General features: G+C 72.3%; 15 protein-coding genes and 1 pseudogene. 5 read left to right on the forward strand and 11 right to left on the reverse strand.

Annotated elements, in window-relative coordinates:
- The first annotated feature begins 27 nt into the window (after positions 1-27).
- Positions 28-2,913 carry an aminomethyl-transferring glycine dehydrogenase gene (gcvP, locus tag FRZ03_RS05205; RefSeq protein WP_146463942.1) on the forward strand — a complete coding sequence of 962 codons (2,886 nt, stop codon included), beginning with the start codon at positions 28-30 and terminating at the stop codon, positions 2,911-2,913.
- Positions 2,914-2,981: 68 nt separating this feature from the next.
- On the opposite strand, the gene FRZ03_RS05210 is transcribed toward gcvP, so the two are convergent.
- From FRZ03_RS05210 to modA, 4 genes are read right to left on the reverse strand one after another with little or no spacing between them, the layout of a single operon-like run.
- Entirely contained in the window at positions 2,982-3,401 is a 420-nt protein-coding gene (locus tag FRZ03_RS05210; RefSeq protein WP_146463943.1) for a TOBE domain-containing protein, read from the reverse strand.
- A gap of 27 nt (positions 3,402-3,428) precedes the next feature.
- Entirely contained in the window at positions 3,429-4,508 is a 1,080-nt protein-coding gene (locus FRZ03_RS05215; RefSeq protein ID WP_146463944.1) for an ABC transporter ATP-binding protein, read from the reverse strand.
- A 59-nt stretch (positions 4,509-4,567) separates the two neighbouring features.
- On the reverse strand, positions 4,568-5,458 hold the full coding sequence (gene modB, locus FRZ03_RS05220) for a molybdate ABC transporter permease subunit (RefSeq protein ID WP_146463945.1): 891 nt from the start codon (positions 5,456-5,458) through the stop codon (positions 4,568-4,570).
- Positions 5,455-6,273, reverse strand: a complete 819-nt coding sequence (gene modA / locus FRZ03_RS05225; protein WP_146463946.1) for a molybdate ABC transporter substrate-binding protein — start codon at positions 6,271-6,273, stop codon at positions 5,455-5,457. Before modA ends, modB begins: the two co-directional genes overlap by 4 nt.
- A gap of 207 nt (positions 6,274-6,480) precedes the next feature.
- On the opposite strand from modA, the gene FRZ03_RS05230 reads away from it, so the two are divergent.
- The gene (locus FRZ03_RS05230) at positions 6,481-6,960 is read left to right on the forward strand and encodes a molybdopterin-dependent oxidoreductase (protein WP_261398569.1); all 480 of its coding nucleotides are present in this window, start codon (positions 6,481-6,483) and stop codon (positions 6,958-6,960) included.
- A gap of 13 nt (positions 6,961-6,973) precedes the next feature.
- Here the strand turns inward: FRZ03_RS05230 and FRZ03_RS05235 are convergent, their stop codons facing one another.
- The 5 genes from FRZ03_RS05235 to FRZ03_RS05255 all read right to left on the reverse strand — a co-directional run bounded on the left by FRZ03_RS05235 (position 6,974) and on the right by FRZ03_RS05255 (position 11,407).
- On the reverse strand, positions 6,974-7,369 hold the full coding sequence (locus tag FRZ03_RS05235; protein WP_146463948.1) for a TOBE domain-containing protein: 396 nt from the start codon (positions 7,367-7,369) through the stop codon (positions 6,974-6,976).
- Between the two features lie 22 nt (positions 7,370-7,391).
- Positions 7,392-9,350: an APC family permease gene (locus FRZ03_RS05240; protein WP_146463949.1), complete on the reverse strand. Its 1,959-nt coding sequence runs from the start codon at positions 9,348-9,350 to the stop codon at positions 7,392-7,394.
- Positions 9,351-9,620: 270 nt separating this feature from the next.
- Positions 9,621-10,175 (reverse strand): hypothetical protein, encoded by a 555-nt coding sequence (locus FRZ03_RS05245; protein ID WP_146463950.1) that lies wholly within the window; start codon positions 10,173-10,175, stop codon positions 9,621-9,623.
- Between the two features lie 163 nt (positions 10,176-10,338).
- Positions 10,339-10,545, reverse strand: coding sequence for a DUF5999 family protein (locus tag FRZ03_RS05250; protein WP_070028338.1), 207 nt, complete (start codon positions 10,543-10,545; stop codon positions 10,339-10,341).
- A gap of 274 nt (positions 10,546-10,819) precedes the next feature.
- Positions 10,820-11,407: a hypothetical protein gene (locus FRZ03_RS05255; RefSeq protein WP_146463951.1), complete on the reverse strand. Its 588-nt coding sequence runs from the start codon at positions 11,405-11,407 to the stop codon at positions 10,820-10,822.
- Positions 11,408-11,966: 559 nt separating this feature from the next.
- Here FRZ03_RS05255 and FRZ03_RS05260 point away from each other — a divergent pair.
- A complete protein-coding gene (locus FRZ03_RS05260) occupies positions 11,967-13,484 on the forward strand; it encodes a glutamate-cysteine ligase family protein (RefSeq protein ID WP_146463952.1) in 1,518 nt (505 codons plus the stop codon).
- Between the two features lie 96 nt (positions 13,485-13,580).
- Positions 13,581-14,381, forward strand: a complete 801-nt coding sequence (locus tag FRZ03_RS05265) for a CPBP family intramembrane glutamic endopeptidase (protein ID WP_146463953.1) — start codon at positions 13,581-13,583, stop codon at positions 14,379-14,381.
- A gap of 11 nt (positions 14,382-14,392) precedes the next feature.
- Here FRZ03_RS05265 and FRZ03_RS05270 read toward each other — a convergent pair whose 3' ends face one another.
- A complete protein-coding gene (locus FRZ03_RS05270; protein ID WP_146463954.1) occupies positions 14,393-15,205 on the reverse strand; it encodes a PhzF family phenazine biosynthesis protein in 813 nt (270 codons plus the stop codon).
- Positions 15,206-15,286: 81 nt separating this feature from the next.
- Positions 15,287-15,676, reverse strand: coding sequence for a VOC family protein (locus FRZ03_RS05275; RefSeq protein ID WP_146463955.1), 390 nt, complete (start codon positions 15,674-15,676; stop codon positions 15,287-15,289).
- 113 nt (positions 15,677-15,789) lie between these two features.
- Here FRZ03_RS05275 and FRZ03_RS40055 point away from each other — a divergent pair.
- Positions 15,790-15,980, forward strand: a pseudogene (locus tag FRZ03_RS40055) (hypothetical protein); the annotation flags it as partial.

Here is a 15,980-nt window from a genome sequence, read left to right on the forward strand (position 1 = left end):
GTCGCGTCAGACCAGGAGGCCTCCGCAATGACCGCCCATCGCATTCCGCTCTCCGAGCTCGAAGCGGGCATCCCCTTCGAACAGCGCCACATCGGCCCCGATCACGAGGCGCGGGCCAAGATGCTCGCGCAGGTCGGTTACGGCTCCCTGGACGAGCTGACCGCCGCCGCGGTCCCGGATGTGATCAAGAACGCCGACGCGCTCGACCTGCCCGGCGCCCGCACCGAGGCCGAGGTGCTGGCCGAACTGCGCTCGCTCGCCGACCGCAACCAGGTCCTCGGCTCCATGATCGGCCTCGGCTACTACGGCACCTTCACCCCGCCGGTCATCCTGCGCAACGTCATGGAGAACCCGTCCTGGTACACGGCCTACACGCCGTACCAGCCGGAGATCTCCCAGGGCCGCCTGGAGGCCCTGCTGAACTTCCAGACCATGGTCGCCGACCTCACCGGCCTGCCCACCTCCGGCGCCTCCCTGCTGGACGAGGGCACGGCCGCCGCCGAGGCCATGGCGCTGTCCCGGCGCATGGGCAAGAACAAGAAGGGCCTGTTCCTGGTCGACGCGGACGCCCTGCCGCAGACCGTCGCCGTGATCCAGACCCGCGCCGAGCCGACCGGTGTCGAGGTCGTCGTCGCCGACCTGAGCGAGGGCATCCCGGCCGACATCGCCGCCCGGGACATCAACGGCGTGCTGGTCCAGTACCCGGGCGCCTCCGGTGCCGTACGCGACCTCAAGCCGCTGATCGAGCAGGCCCACGAGCTGGGTGCCCTGGTCACCGTCGCCGCCGACCTGCTCGCCCTCACCCTGCTGACTTCTCCGGGCGAGCTGGGCGCGGACATCGCCGTCGGCACCACCCAGCGCTTCGGCGTCCCGATGGGCTTCGGCGGGCCGCACGCGGGCTACATGGCGGTGCACGAGAAGTTCGCCCGCAGCCTGCCCGGCCGACTGGTCGGCGTCTCCGTCGACGCCGACGGCAACAAGGCCTACCGGCTGGCCCTCCAGACCCGCGAGCAGCACATCCGCCGCGAGAAGGCCACCAGCAACATCTGTACCGCGCAGGTGCTGCTCGCCGTCATGGCCGGCATGTACGCCGTCTACCACGGCCCGGAGGGCCTGCGCACGATCGCCCGGCGCACCCACCGGTACGCCGCGATCCTCGCCGAGGGCCTGCGGGCCGGCGGCGTGGAGCCGGCGCACGACGCGTTCTTCGACACCGTCACCGCGCGGGTGCCCGGCAAGGCCGCCGAGATCGTCGCCGCCGCCCGGGACAACGGCGTCAACCTGCGCCTGGTCGACGCGGACCACGTCTCCGTGGCCTGCGACGAGACCACCACGCGGGCGCACCTGGCCACCGTCTGGTCCGCCTTCGGCGTCGAGGCCGACATCGAGGCGCTGGACGCGAGCGCCGCCGACGCGCTGCCCGAGGCGCTGCTGCGCGACGCCGACTACCTCACCCACCCGGTCTTCCACCAGCACCGCTCCGAGACCGCGATGCTGCGCTACCTGCGCAGGCTGGCCGACCGCGACTACGCGCTCGACCGCGGCATGATCCCGCTGGGCTCCTGCACCATGAAGCTCAACGCGACCACCGAGATGGAGCCGGTCACCTGGCCCGAGTTCGGCGCGCTGCACCCCTTCGCGCCCGCCGAGCAGGCCGAGGGCTACCTCACGCTCATCCGCGAGCTGGAGGACCGGCTCGCCGAGGTCACCGGCTACGACAAGGTCTCCCTCCAGCCGAACGCCGGCTCCCAGGGCGAGCTGGCCGGTCTGCTGGCGGTCCGCGGCTACCACCGCGCCAACGGCGACGAGGGCCGCACGGTCTGCCTCATCCCGTCCTCCGCGCACGGCACCAACGCCGCCAGCGCCACGATGGCCGGCATGAAGGTCGTCGTCGTCAAGACCGCCGAGGACGGCGAGATCGACGTCGAGGACCTGCGCGCCAAGATCGAGCAGTACCGCGACGAGCTGGCGGTGCTGATGATCACCTACCCGTCCACCCACGGGGTGTTCGAGGAGCACGTCGCCGACATCTGCGCCCGGGTGCACGAGGCCGGCGGCCAGGTGTACGTCGACGGTGCCAACCTCAACGCCCTGGTGGGCCTCGCCAAGCCGGGCCACTTCGGCGGCGACGTCTCGCACCTCAACCTGCACAAGACCTTCTGCATCCCGCACGGCGGCGGCGGTCCCGGTGTCGGCCCGGTGGCGGTCCGCTCGCACCTGGCGCCGTACCTGCCCAACCACCCGTTGCAGCCGGCGGCGGGCCCGGAGACGGGCGTCGGTCCCATCTCGGCGGCGCCGTGGGGCTCGGCGGGCATCCTGCCGATCTCCTGGGCCTACGTCCGCCTGATGGGCGGCGAGGGCCTCAAGCGGGCCACCCAGGTGGCCGTGCTGTCCGCGAACTACATCGCCAAGCGCCTGGAGCCGCACTACCCGGTGCTCTACACCGGCCCGGGCGGCCTGGTCGCGCACGAGTGCATCATCGACCTGCGCCCGCTGACCAAGGCGACCGGCGTGAGCGTGGACGACGTGGCCAAGCGCCTGATCGACTACGGCTTCCACGCGCCGACCATGTCCTTCCCGGTGGCCGGCACGCTGATGATCGAGCCCACCGAGTCCGAGGACATCACCGAGCTGGACCGGTTCTGCGACGCGATGATCGCGATCCGCGCGGAGATCGACAAGGTCGGCTCCGGCGTCTGGCCGGCGGAGGACAACCCGCTGCACAACGCGCCGCACACCGCGGGCGCGCTCGGCGGCGAGTGGACGCACGCCTACAGCCGCGAGGAGGCCGTCTTCCCGGCCGGTGTGTCGGTGGCCGACAAGTACTGGCCGCCGGTGCGCCGCATCGACCAGGCCTTCGGCGACCGCAACCTGGTCTGCTCCTGCCCGCCGCTGGACGCGTACGAGGACTGACCGGTCCGCGGTGAACCGCGCCCCGAGGGCCCCGTCCGGACGTTCGGACGGGGCCCTCGCCCTGTGCCCTACGTGGTCGCCAGTGCCACTTCGGTCGCCTTGACCAGCGCCACCACGTCCGAGCCCACGAACAGGCCGAGGTCGGCGGCCGCCTCCTTGGTCACGGCCGCGGTCAGCTCGCCGCCGGGGACGGCGATCCGCACGGTGGCCATGACGGCGCCGGTGGTCAGCCGGGTGATGGCGCCGGGGAGCTGGTTGCGGATCGACAGGCCCTCCACGCGGTGCGTGGCGAGGGAGACCTCGGTCGACTTCACCAGGGCGCGCACCGGCGTGCCGGGCGCGAGGGCCAGGTCCTCGGCGGCGTCCCGGGTGATCGCCGCGGTCAGGTCCTGCCCGCCGTCCAGACGGACCTCGACGATGGCCATCGCCTCGCCGGGGTGCACCGCCGTGACGGTGCCGGGGAGCTGGTTGCGGATGCTCAGGGTCATGGTCACCCACCGTAGGCGCCCGGGGGATCAGGCCGGGTACGCGTGGGTCTGCGTCGCCTCGACTGTCGCCCAGACCGGTGCACCGGGGCGCAGCTCCAGCTCGGCGGCGGCCATCGTGGTGAGGTCGGCGGCGAGGGGGAGTTCACCGGTGAGGCCGGCGCGGATCCGGTCGCCGTGGGTTTCGAGGCCGGCCACCTCGCAGCGCCACAGATTGCGGGCGCCGGCGCCGGTGGGCCGGTCCCGGTGGAGGGTCACGGCGGACGGCGGGAAGGCGACGAAGGCCGGGCCGGACAGCTCCTCGGTGGTGGTGATCTCCGGCCCGGCGTCCAGTCGTACGGTGTGGCCCCCCGCCTCGCCCCGGTAGAGGTTCAGGCCGACGAGCTGGGCGATGTAGTCCGTGCGCGGGCGGCGGGCGATGTCGGCGGGGGCGCCCTCCTGGACGACCCGGCCGTGCTCCACGACCACCAGCCGGTCCGCGAGCACCATGGCGTCCAGCGGGTCGTGCGTGACGAGGACGGCGACCGCCTCGAACTCGGCGAGATGGTGCCGCAGCCGGGCCCTGACCTCCAGCCGGGTGCGGGCGTCGAGGGCGGCCAGCGGCTCGTCCAGCAGGAGCAGCCGGGGCCGGGTGGCGAGCGCGCGGGCGAGGGCCACGCGCTGGGCCTGGCCGCCCGAGAGCCGGCGCGGCTTGGCGCCCGCGTGTTCGGCGAGCCCCATGCGCTCCAGCCAGGCCGCGGCCACCGCCCGGGCCTCCGCCTTGCCCAGGCCCTGGCAGCGCGGCCCGAACGCCACGTTGTCCAGCGCGGACAGGTGCGGGAAGAGCAGATAGTCCTGGAAGACCACGCCGACCGGCCGCGACTCCGGCGGGACGCGTTCCAGGGGGGCGCCGTCCAGCCGCAGATGGCCCTCGGTCAGGGGGACCAGACCGGCCAGCACGCGCAGCGCGGTGGTCTTGCCCGCGCCATTGGGGCCCAGCAGCGCGATCACGTCCCCGGGCGCGGCGCTCAGCGCCATGTCGAGGCGGAAGGAGCCGCGGTCCACGACGAGCCGCGCGTCGAGCCCCTGCCGGTCCGTCCGCGGCAGCCGCGGGGCGTCGGCGCCGGTCATCGGTGCGGCGTCCTCCGCCGCGGGGTTCGTGGGTGCCGTCCGCCGTCCTGTCGGCATGATCACACCCCTGTCAGCCATCGGTCGCGCAGCCCCGCCAGCACCGCGACGGAGACGGCCAGCAGCACCAGGCTCAGCGCGATCGCGGCCTCGGGGTCGTTCTGCAGGGCGAGGTAGACCGCGAGGGGCATGGTCTGGGTACGGCCGGGGAAGTTGCCCGCGAAGGTGATCGTGGCGCCGAACTCGCCGAGGGCGCGCGCCCAGGCCAGCACCGCGCCCGCCGCGATGCCGGGCGCGATCAGCGGCAGCGTGACCCGGCGGAACGCGGTGAAGCGGGAGGCGCCCAGGGTGGTCGCGGCCTCCTCGAAGCGGGGGTCCGCGGCGCGCAGGGTGCCCTCGACGCTGATGACGAGGAACGGCATCGCGACGAACGCCTCCGCGAGCACCACCCCGGCGGTGGTGAACGGCAGCGTGATCCCGAACCAGGAGTCCAGCCACTGGCCGACGACGCCGTTGCGGCCCAGGGCGAGCAGCAGGGCCACACCGCCGACGACCGGCGGCAGTACGAGCGGCAGGGTCACCAGCGCCCGTACGAAGCCGCGTCCCGGGAAGTCGGTGCGGGCCAGCAGCCAGGCCAGCGGAACGCCGAGGACCAGGCTGACGGCGGTCGCCGCGGTGGCGCTGACCAGTGACAGCTGGAGCGCCTGCCACACCTCGGCGCTGGTCAGCCGGTCCGGCAGGGAGCGCCAGGGCGCGCGCACCAGCAGCGCGAGCAGCGGCACCAGCAGGAAGGCCAGGGCCAGCACGCCGGGGAGCAGAAGGGGCAGCGGCGCGCCGTGGCGGCCCGGTGTGCCGGTGCGGCGGACGCTCGCGCTCCCCGCGGGGGTACGGCGGCGCCGCGGCCGGCCCGTGCGGGGGCCGGTCGCGGCGCCGGGCTCACGGGGCGGGGTCACGGCGTGAGGAACCCGGCCCGGCCCAGCACCTTCTGGCCCTCGGCGGAGCGCACGAGGGCGATGAACGCCTTGGCGGCCTCGGGGTTCCCGGCGTTCTTCAGCAGGGCGATCGGGTAGTCGTTGACGGCCTTGGCGGACTCGGGGAACTCCACGCCCTCCACCTTGTCACCCGCGGTGTGCACATCGGTCTTGTACACCACCGCCGCGTCGGCCTCCTTCAGCTCCACCTTGTTCAGGGCGCTCTTGACGTCCTGCTCGTAGGAGACGGGGGTGAGCTCGAGGTGGCCCGCGGCCAGGGCCTTCTGCGCGGCGGCGCCGCAGGGCACGGTCCTGTCGCACAGGACGACCTTGAGGCCGGGCCTGGTGAGGTCCTTGAGGGAGGCGATCTTGTCGGGATTGCCGGGGAGGGTGGCGATCTCCAGCTGGTTGCGGACGAAGGTGGCCGGGGCGCCGGCCGCGTCCTCGGCGTCCGTGACGGTCGCCATGGTCTTGGGGCTGGCGGCGGCGAACACGTCGGCCGGGGCGCCGCCGGTGATGCTCGCGGCGAGGGTGTCGCTGCCGCCGAAGCTGAACCTGACCTTGGTGCCGGGGTGCTGCTGCTCGAACTCCTTGCCCAGGGCGGTGAAGCTCTCCTGGAGCGAGGCAGCGGCGAACACGGTGACCGTGCCGGACAGCTTCGGGGAGGCCTTGCCGGACGTGTCCGAGGCGGCAGCCGACGAGTCCGACGAGGAGGAGCAGGCGGCGAGGGCCAGCAGGGCGGCGGCTCCCGTGCCGGCCAGCAGCACTCGCCGGGTCCGGCGCACGGAACGGGTCATCACGGATCTACTCCTCGGATCGACGGAACGACGGTCGCGCCCTGGCACGGCCGCGACGATCAGGCCGTGCCGTGATGATACTGCCGCATCTGCCAGGTGTAAGTCCCTTGTTGCTTCGCATGAGCCATGATCTTTCACGGAGTGGCTTGCATGTGCGTTTGTACGGCGCTCCGTGGCGGGTACCGTCCAGCCGGGAGGTGGTCGCAGGTGACGCTCGCCCGGCTCGCCCTGACCGGCGATCTCGTACGACCCGCCCGGCTGACCGTGCCGGACCTGCTGTCCTGGCCGCAGCACCGGGTGGCCGTCCGCTTCGAGTGCGCGACCAGCGGCCTGCGGCACCACCGGTTCACCGGGCCGCGGCTGTACGACGTCCTGGCCGACGCGGGGCCCGGCTTCGACCCGGGCCGCCGCAAGGACCGGCTGCGCTTCCTGATCGCCGTCACCGGCACCGACGGCCACCACGCGCTGCTGTCCTGGGCCGAGATCGATCCGGACTTCGCCGACGCGCCGGTGCTGCTCGGCGTGAGCATCGACGACACCCCGCTGGACGCCGCCGGACCCCAGCTGGTGCTGCCCCAGGACCGCTGCGGCGCCCGGCACATCAGCGGGATCACGGCGATCCGGGTGGACGGGGGGTACGGGGGCGCCGGCCCGGCACCGGCCGCCGCGCACGCTCCGGCGCGGTGAGGGGCGGGGTGGGTCAGGCGCGGTCGATGTGCACGTTGGTCGACTTCACCCGGGCCGTGGCCTCCATGCCGACCTCCAGGCCCAGTTCCTCGACGGCCTCGCGGGTCAGCAGGGACACCAGCCGGTGCGGGCCCGCCTGGATCTCCACCTGGGCGGCCACGTCGCCGAGCTTGATCGCGGTGACGATGCCGGGGAAGGCGTTGCGCACGGAGGTGTAGGAGGTCTCCTCCTCGCCGCTGCCGCCCTTGGCCAGTTCCACGGAGAACGCGGCCAGGTCCCGGCCGTCGATGAGCCGCCGCCCCGCCTCGTCGCGGTGGGTGGCCACCCGGCCCGCGTCGGCCCAGCGGCGGGCGGTGTCCGGGCTGACGCCGAGCAGCCGTGCCGCCTGGCCGATGGTGTAGTCCTGCATGGCGATCACGATAGGGCCGGGCTCAGCCCGTGTGCACCCGCGGCCGGCGGGTCCGGTCCGGCTCCGCCTCGCGCAGCACCTCGCGGGTGACCGGGGCGACCTCGCCCTGCCCGAAGAGGAAGAAGCGCAGGAAGTTGGCGAACGGGCTGCCCTCGGTCCACTCGAAGTAGATGTGCGGGGTGCAGCCGGTGACGTCGCGGACGTGCAGCAGCAGCGCCGCCAGGGCGTTGGGGATGGAGGCCGACTCCAGGGTCAGCACCCGGTAGCGCTCGTGCAGGACCTCGCCGCGCACGGTCAGGCTCGCCTCGAACTCCGACGGGTCGGTGACCGTGACCTCGACGAAGACGAAGTCCTCCTGCTCCGGCATGTCGTTGTCGGCGCGGATCTGCTCGATCTTGTCCCGGTACTCGGCCTTGTCGCGATGGCCCGGTTCGTTGGCGATGAACCGCATCTTCCGGCTGGCCATGTCCCGGATGAAACGTTCCGCCAGTGGATCGAGCGTCACGCTGGTCACGCGCAGCTCGAAGGCGCGGGCCAGCCGGGACAGCAGCGAGACCAGGATGATGCCGACGATGAAGCAGGCACCGATCTTCACGCCGTCCGGCCGCTCGATCACGTTGACCACCGTGGTGTACAGGAACACCACCGAGATCACCGCGAAGCCGATCGTCCAGCGGCGCTGGCGCGCCTTGCGGGCGGCGATGGTCACCGCGATCGCGGCGGAGCTGATCAGCACCAGCACACCGGTGGCGTAGGCACCGCCCTGTTTGTCGACGTTGGCGTCGAAGATCCACGTCACCAGGAACGCGATCAGCGTGAAGACGATGACCATCGGGCGCACCGCCCGCGCCCAGTGCGGGGCCATGCCGTACCGGGGCAGATAGCGCGGCATCAGGTTGAGCAGGCCCGCCATGGCGGACGCGCCGGCGAACCACAGGATGGCGATGGTCGAGACGTCGTAGACCGTGCCGAAGGCGCCGCCGAGGTACTGGTGCGCGAGGTAGGCGAGGGCACGGCCGTTGGCCTGACCGCCCGGCTTGAACTCCTTCTCCGGGATCAGCAGGGTGGTGATGAAGCTGCTGGTGATCAGGAAGCAGCTCATGATGACGGCGGCGGTGGTCAGCAGCTTCTTGGCGTCCCGGATCCGCCCGGTCGGGCGCTCCTCGGTGTCGCCCGGGTCGCCCTTGACGTGCGGCATGACGGCCACACCGGTCTCGAAGCCGGACAGGCCGAGGGCGAGTTTCGGGAAGACGATCAGCGCCACGCCGATCATCACGAAGACGTTGCCGTGTTGCGTGGTGAGGGCGTTGGTCCAGTCGGTGACCACGTGCTCGGCGGTGAGGACGTGCCACAGGCCCACGATCACGACGACCAGGTTGAGCGCCAGATAGACGCCCACCAGGGTGACCGCGACCCCGATCGCCTCCAGGAAGCCCTTGAGGAACACCGCGCCGAGCAGCGCCACCAGCAGCAGGGTGATCAGCATCTGCCGGCCGTGCAGGGCGTGGGTCAGATGCGGGTTCTCCACCAGGTGGGTGGAGGCGTCGGCGGCGGACAGGGTGATGGTGATCAGGAAATCCGTGGCCGCGAATCCCAGCAGCGTGAGGACGAACAGCTTGCCCTTCCAGAAGGAGAGCAGCCGCTCCAGCATCGCGATGGAGCCCTCGCCGTGCGGGCTCTCCTCGGCCACCCGGCGGTAGACCGGCAGGGCGCCGGCCAGGGTGACCAGCACCAGCACGATGGTCGCCAGCGGGGAGACCAGACCGGCGGCCAGGGCCGCGATGCCCGGCTGATAGCCGAGGGTGGAGAAGTAGTCGACACCGGTCAGGCACATCACACGCCACCAGCGCTGGCCCTTGTGCGGGGGCTCGGGCTGGGCGTGCGGTCCGGTGTGGCCACCGCTCTTGCCCATGTCGGACAGGCCCTCCAGCATCCAGGCGCGCAGGCGTCCGGTACTGGGAGGGCGCTCGGTCGTGGCCATTCGGTGTGCTCCTGAGGTGGGGCTCAGCTCTTTTCGGCCATCCCACGGACGGCGGGCACCAGCGTAAGCAGAGAGTGACGCCGTGGCCCCCGGATCAAGGGCCGGGAGGGCGTCAATCTTGCGTTAAGAATGGCCCGGTGACGCGCGAGGCGCATCAAGAGGGAGCGGAGCCGGGGCTGGGGCGAGGGGCGCCTCCGAGAGTGGGGAGCGGATGCCGAGTGTCATCCGGGGGAGCGGGAAGCGGCCGTTCGGGACGCTTGTCCGGCGGGCTCACTCCAGACCGGACGCCCGGAACACGGCCAGGGCGGTCTCCCGGTCCATGCGGCGGGCGAGCCGGTGCAGCGCGGGCGCGCCGCAGCGCAGGGTGCCGGAGGCCTCGGCCCGCCGGGCGCCCTCGTCGAGCCGGTACCACAGACCGGGATTGCGGACGAGTACCTCCGGGTCGATCTCCATCCGGTTCCCCAGGGCATCGCGCAGCATCAGCCGCCGGGTGACGCCGTCCAGCGGTTGCACCACCGCGAGCAGATCGGTGCGGACCCGGCGGGTGCGCAGCAGCCGCCTGCTGGCCAGCCAGCCGTCACCGGCGGTGATCCTGGCCGGGTGGAGGACGAGGCCCAGCAGCGCGGCCAGCGCGCCCCACAGCAGACCGCGCCACCAGGTGAGGGAGCCGGCGGCGGCGTCGATGCACAGCAGCAGCACGAGCAGGGCGAGGGCACAGCGCACCGCGGTGCGCACCTCACCGGCCCAGCCCCGGTCGTACGCGATCGGTCCGGCGGGCGGGGCGGGGCTCGTCACCCGGGGCCGGAGGTCGTCGCTGCGCTTCATGACTCAAACGGTAGACAGCCCCGGGCCCGACGGCACAACGCCTTGACGACGCCCTGACGGCGGGAGCGGGTTTCTTGACGGGGCGCGAACGCGGACCCCACGTCGGGGCCGGTCGCACCGGGTGGGTGCGGCCGGCCCCGCCGTCCTCGGGTCGGCGCCCTGTTCAGGCGGCCGTCATCACCTCGCCCGCGCCGAGCGGGCGGTGCGGGGCGATGACGCGGCCGTCGGGCAGCAGCTCACCGGTGTCCTCGAAGAGCAGGACGCCGTTGCACAGCAGGCTCCAGCCCTGTTCCGGGTGGTGCGCCACGAGACGGGCGGACTCCCGGTCGGCGGACTCGGCCGGCGGGCACGGTGGCTGGTGCTTGCACATGGGTGGGATCTCTCGCTCTGTGGTGGTCATGGCCGTCCCCCCGTGAGTAGTCGGTCGGAACCCAGTGTTGCCCTCGGGGCGTGGTTCCGCAGGGATTTCGAGGCAGCGCTTCCCACAGGTTGAGGACGCTTCACCCGGGCGGGCGGTTCAGCCCAACTGCACTGTCAATTCGGGTGGTTCGCTGTGGCCGAGGCGGACTAGTCCGTCGGTGGCCCGGGCGCGGTCACCACCGTACCCCGCCGCCTCGGGGCCGCGGGGTACGAGTGGGCGGGGGTCAGGCCGCGGGAGAGCCGAGCAGCGGAAGGCGGCTGGCGCGCAGGGCCAGCACCGGGAGCAGATCGGCCACCCGGTGCGGCAGATGGGCCGCTATGCCGGGCGGTGCCGGGGCGAGCGGTACCAGCAGATCGGTGTCGGCGGGGCGTCCCTCGGTGCCGTCGCAGGTGGTGTCGCCGTGCAGCCACAAGGCGAGCATGTAGAGGCCGGGTATCGACAACAGTCTCGGCTGGAAGGGCTGTTGAAGCGTCTCCGCCTGCTGGAGGGCGAGTTCGGTGGAGGCGACGTAGGGACCCTCGAAGAAGTGCGAGAAGGTCCAGCCGTCGGGGGTGAGCATGGTCTCCGCCGCGGCCACCGCACGGTCGCCGCAGCGGATCAGAAAGCGCCAGCCGGTCAGCCGAGTGGTGGCCGGGCCCGGTGCGGTGAGTCCTTCCAACACGTGGACGGGCAAAGGGAGTTCGGGCGTGGTGGGGCCCTGCGCGGCACGCAGGGCCGGCGTGCGTGCCTCACGGACCGCGGTGGGCGAACCGAGGGCGGCGAGGACGGAACGCAGGGCGGGCGCGGGGGCAGGAGGGACGTGCAGCGGCATGGTGGGTCGCCTCTCGTTCGACAGGCGCGGCGGCGCGAGGGAGGTGGGGCGGACGGCGCTGTCTGCTCACGGAAGGCCGGAGAGGTGGGGGCCGGGTCGGTGAAGAACGAGGGTGCGGCTCGCCCCGCCGTCCGTCAGGAATGCGGCAGGACCAGGACCGAGGGCGCCACCCTCCCGCCTTGTGGACGAAGTTTATACGACCTGTGTTCAAGCGGAGTTTCAGCTATCGGATTCCGGCGGAGGCCGCAAGGCGAAATCAGGCCGTCGATATGCGGAAATTCTCCCGTTTTCCGGGCCGGTCACACACCGTTGACCTCGGCGTACGCTCCGGTAGCGGACGGCCGAATGGCATCGGCGTTTTTCACCAGGCGTTCGGGGCACCCGGAGGTGCGGGCTGCGGCATGCCCCGTGAATGTGCCGCGGGGAACATTCCGACAGCGTAGCGGGGGTCCGGGTCGCGTGTGACGTTATCGATCGCTTTCACTGGGCATTACTCCACCTGACCCGCCAGCCCCGGCGGCCGGAACGCCGGCCCGCCCATTCGAGGAGGGAAACTTCGATGGGGGAGAAGGTCGTGGCAGGGCAGTTCGACCTGTCCGATCGCCAGCGCTACCGCGAAAAGCTCCAGAAGTGCCTGACGGGGCTGGAGCGGCTACTGGTCGAGAAGCGATTCGACCGCCCGAAGAACCTCATGGGCGTCGAGATCGAATTGAATCTCGCCGGTCCGGACGGCATGCCGAAAATGTTGAACGGCCAAGTGCTCGAACGGATCGCGAGCCGTGACTTCCAGACGGAACTCGCGATGTTCAACCTGGAGGTGAACATCGCGCCGCACCGGCTGGGCGGCCGGGTCTTCGACCGGCTCGCCGAGGAGTTGCGCACCTCGCTCGCCTATGCCGACCGCAAGGCCGCGGAGGTCGACGCGGGCATCGTGATGATCGGCATCCTGCCCACCCTGGACCGGGACGACCTGGTCTCCTCGAACCTCTCCGAGGTCGACCGCTACACCCTGCTCAACGACCAGATCGTGGCCGCGCGCGGGGAGGACTTCCGGCTCGACATAGAGGGCGTGGAGCATCTGCTCTGCACCTCCAAGTCGATCGTCCCGGAGGCCGCGTGCACCTCGGTGCAACTGCACCTCCAGGTCACTCCGGACCGGTTCGCCGACGTGTGGAACGCGGCGCAGGCGGCGAGCGCCGCGCAGATCGCCGTGGGCGCGAACTCGCCGTTCCTGTTCGGGCACGAGCTGTGGCGCGAGTCCCGGCCCCCGCTGTTCCTCCAGTCCACCGACACCCGGCCGCCCGAACTCCAGGCGCAGGGCGTACGGCCGCGCACCTGGTTCGGCGAGCGGTGGATCTCCTCGGCGTACGACCTGTTCGAGGAGAACCTGCGCTACTTCCCGGCGCTGCTGCCGCTGCGCGACGACGAGGAGCCGCTGGAGGTCGTCGAGGCCGGGGGTACCCCGAAGCTCGCGGAGCTGGTCCTGCACAACGGCACGATCTACCGGTGGAACCGGCCGGTGTACGGCATCGCGGACGGCGTACCGCACCTGCGCGTGGAGAACCGGGTGCTGCCGGCCGGGCCGACCATCACCGACGTGATCGCCAACGCGGCGTTCTACTACGGCCTGGTGCGCGCTCTCGCCGAGGAGCCCCGGCCGGTGTGGACACGGCTGCCGTTCGCCGCGGCCGAGGCCAACTTCGACGCGGCGTGCCGGTACGGCATCGACGCGCGCTTCGTCTGGCCGCGCCGCGGGCGGTACGGCGGCACGGGCGAGGTCGACGCGGTCACCCTGGTCCGCGACGAGCTGCTGCCGCTGGCCGCCGCGGGGCTGGACGCGTGGGGCGTCGAGCCCGCCGACCGCGACCTCTATCTCGGCGCCATCGAGGAACGCTGCCGGCGCCGGGTCAACGGCGCGTCCTGGCAGGCGGCCACCTTCCACCGCGCGCTGGAGCAGGGGATGACCCGCGACGCCGCCCTCGCCGCGACGACGCGCCGCTACGCCGAGCTGATGCACGTGGGCGAGCCGGTGCACATGTGGCCGGTGGGGCTGCCGGAGCCGGTGCCGCTGGGGTAGCGGGGACCGCGGCGGGCGGGCGGGTGGCCCGGTGCGGTGTTCTCCCAGGTGCTTCTGCGATCCTTGCGGACAAGGTCGCGAGGTCGGGAGGCAGGGGTGCAGGTGGAGGCTGAGCCGGGGATCGACCACGGGGTGCCGCAGCGCGGGACCCGGCGGATCCTGCGGGACGAGACGATTCTGGTGCTCGCGCTGTCGCTCGGCGCGAGCGGGGTCTCCGCGCTGATCAGCTTCATCGGATCGGTCACCAAGCCGGGCGGCCTGAAGGACCAGGCCGCCACCCTCAACGCCTCGGCCGCGCCCGGCCGCCCCTGGCTCGACCTCGCCTGGCAGCTGTTCGGCATCGCCACCGCCCTGGTCCCGGTGGCCATGGTCGCCCATCTGCTGATCCGCGAGGGCAGGAGCCTGCGCACCCTGGGCTTCGACCGCACCCGCCCCGCCTTCGACCTCTCCCGGGGCGCGGCGGTCGCGGCCGTGATCGGCAGTACCGGCATCGCCTTCTACCTGGCCGCCCGGGGCCTCGGCTTCAACCTCACCGTCGTGCCCGAGGCCCTGCCGTCCGTGTGGTGGAAGTACCCGGTGCTGATCCTGTCCGCCGTGCAGAACGCCGTACTCGAAGAGGTCATCGTCGTCGGCTATCTGCTGCGCCGGCTCAGCCAGTTGGGCTGGACCCCCGGGACCGCGCTGGTGGCCGGCGCGGTCCTGCGCGGCTCGTACCACCTCTACCAGGGCATCGGCGGCTTCCTCGGCAACCTGGTGATGGGCGTGGTGTTCGTCTGGCTGTACCGCCGCTGGGGCCGGGTCGGCCCGCTGGTCGTCGCGCATTCGCTGCTCGACATCGGCGCGTTCGTCGGTTACGCCCTCCTCGCGGGCAAGGTGGACTGGCTGCCGACGGCCTGAGGGCCGGCCGGTCAGGCGTGCAGGTCGCCCTCGATGACGGTGACCGCGCGGCCGGTGAGCAGCGTACGGTCGCCGCGCAGGCCGGTGCGCACCAATCCGGTGCGGTGGGAGGCCTGGAGGCCGGTGAGGTCGTCGCGCCCGAGGCGGGCGGACCAGTGCGGGGCGAGCGCGGTGTGCGCGCTGCCGGTGACCGGGTCCTCGGCGATGCCGACGTTGGGGAAGAAGCAGCGGGAGACGAAGTCGTAGCCCAGTGACGGGTCTTCGGCGCGCGCGGTGGCGATGATTCCGCGGCTGGAGTAGGTGCCGAGCGCCTTGTGGTCGGGGGCGAGGCCGAGGACCGTCTTCTCGTCGGCCAGCTCCACCAGCAGGTCGCCGACGTTCGCCCCGGTGTCGAACGCGGCGACCGGCTCCGCGCCCAGCGCCCCGGCGACCCCGGGCGGCACCTCGACCGGGGTGAGCGGGGCGGTGGGGAAGTCGAGGGTGATCGAACCGTCCGCGGCCGGCGTGGCGATCAGCACCCCGCTGCGGGTGGCGAACCGCACCGGCCCCTCGTGGGCGCCCGTGGTGTGCAGCACGTGTGCCGTGGCCAGCGTGGCGTGCCCGCACATCGCGACCTCGGTGGCCGGCGTGAACCAGCGCAGCGCCCAGTCCGCCTCGCCGCCCGCGGGGAGCCGGTGGGCGAACGCCGTCTCGGCGTGATTGACCTCCATGGCGACGTTCTGGAGCCAGTCGTCGGCCGGGAAGACGTCGTCCAGGAGCAGTACGCCCGCGGGGTTGCCCGTGAAGGGCCGGTCGGTGAAGGCGTCCACGATTCGAATGCGCATGTCGTGAAGCTAGCGGCTCCGCCGGACCCTCGCCCAAGGCCAATTCGCGGGTCCTGGCCTGCTTTCGGGCCGACGGGCCGGTCAGCGGAGGTAGTCCGTGCGCCCCTCGTCGTCGAGCTCGAAGGGGCCGTCGGGGATGATGCAGAACTCGTTGCCCTCGGGGTCCGCCATCACCAGGAACCCGCCGTCGTCGTACTCGTGCAGCCGGCGGCCGCCGAGCGCCTCGACACGTTCCTGTTCCGCCTTCGGGTCGGGTGAGGTGACGTCGAAGTGCATGCGGTTCTTCACCGACTTGGGCTCGCCGGTCCGCTGGAAGCCCAGGCCCAGGCCGTTCTCGCGCCGCAGCCACACATAGGGGCCCGTGCGGCCCACGACGGGCCGGCCGAGCAGCTCGGACCAGAACACGGCAAGCCGCTCCGGGTCGGCGGCGTCGACGATGAGGGCATTGATCCGTACCGGTGAGTCAGCCATGCCCTGATCCTCTCAGGCGGCACAGGGCCGCACGGCGTTCCACGGCAAGGGCCTTGGCAAGCGATCGGTTCCGATATATCGTTGAGGCATCGCGAACGATACGCGATGCAGACGTGACAGATCAGCGATGGAATGGAGTGATCGCGATGCGTACGCATGGATACGAGCACGGCGGCCATCGGCACGAAGGCTTCGGCCGGCGCGGCGGACCGGGGATGGGCGGCTTCGAGGCGCGGCGTGCCGCGTTCGGACCGTTCGGTCCCGGCGGCCCCGGGGGTCCCGGTGGCCCGGGGTTCGGCGGGCC

Source organism: Streptomyces misionensis (assembly GCF_007896895.1).
Taxonomy (GTDB): Bacteria; Actinomycetota; Actinomycetes; order Streptomycetales; family Streptomycetaceae; genus Streptomyces; species Streptomyces misionensis_A.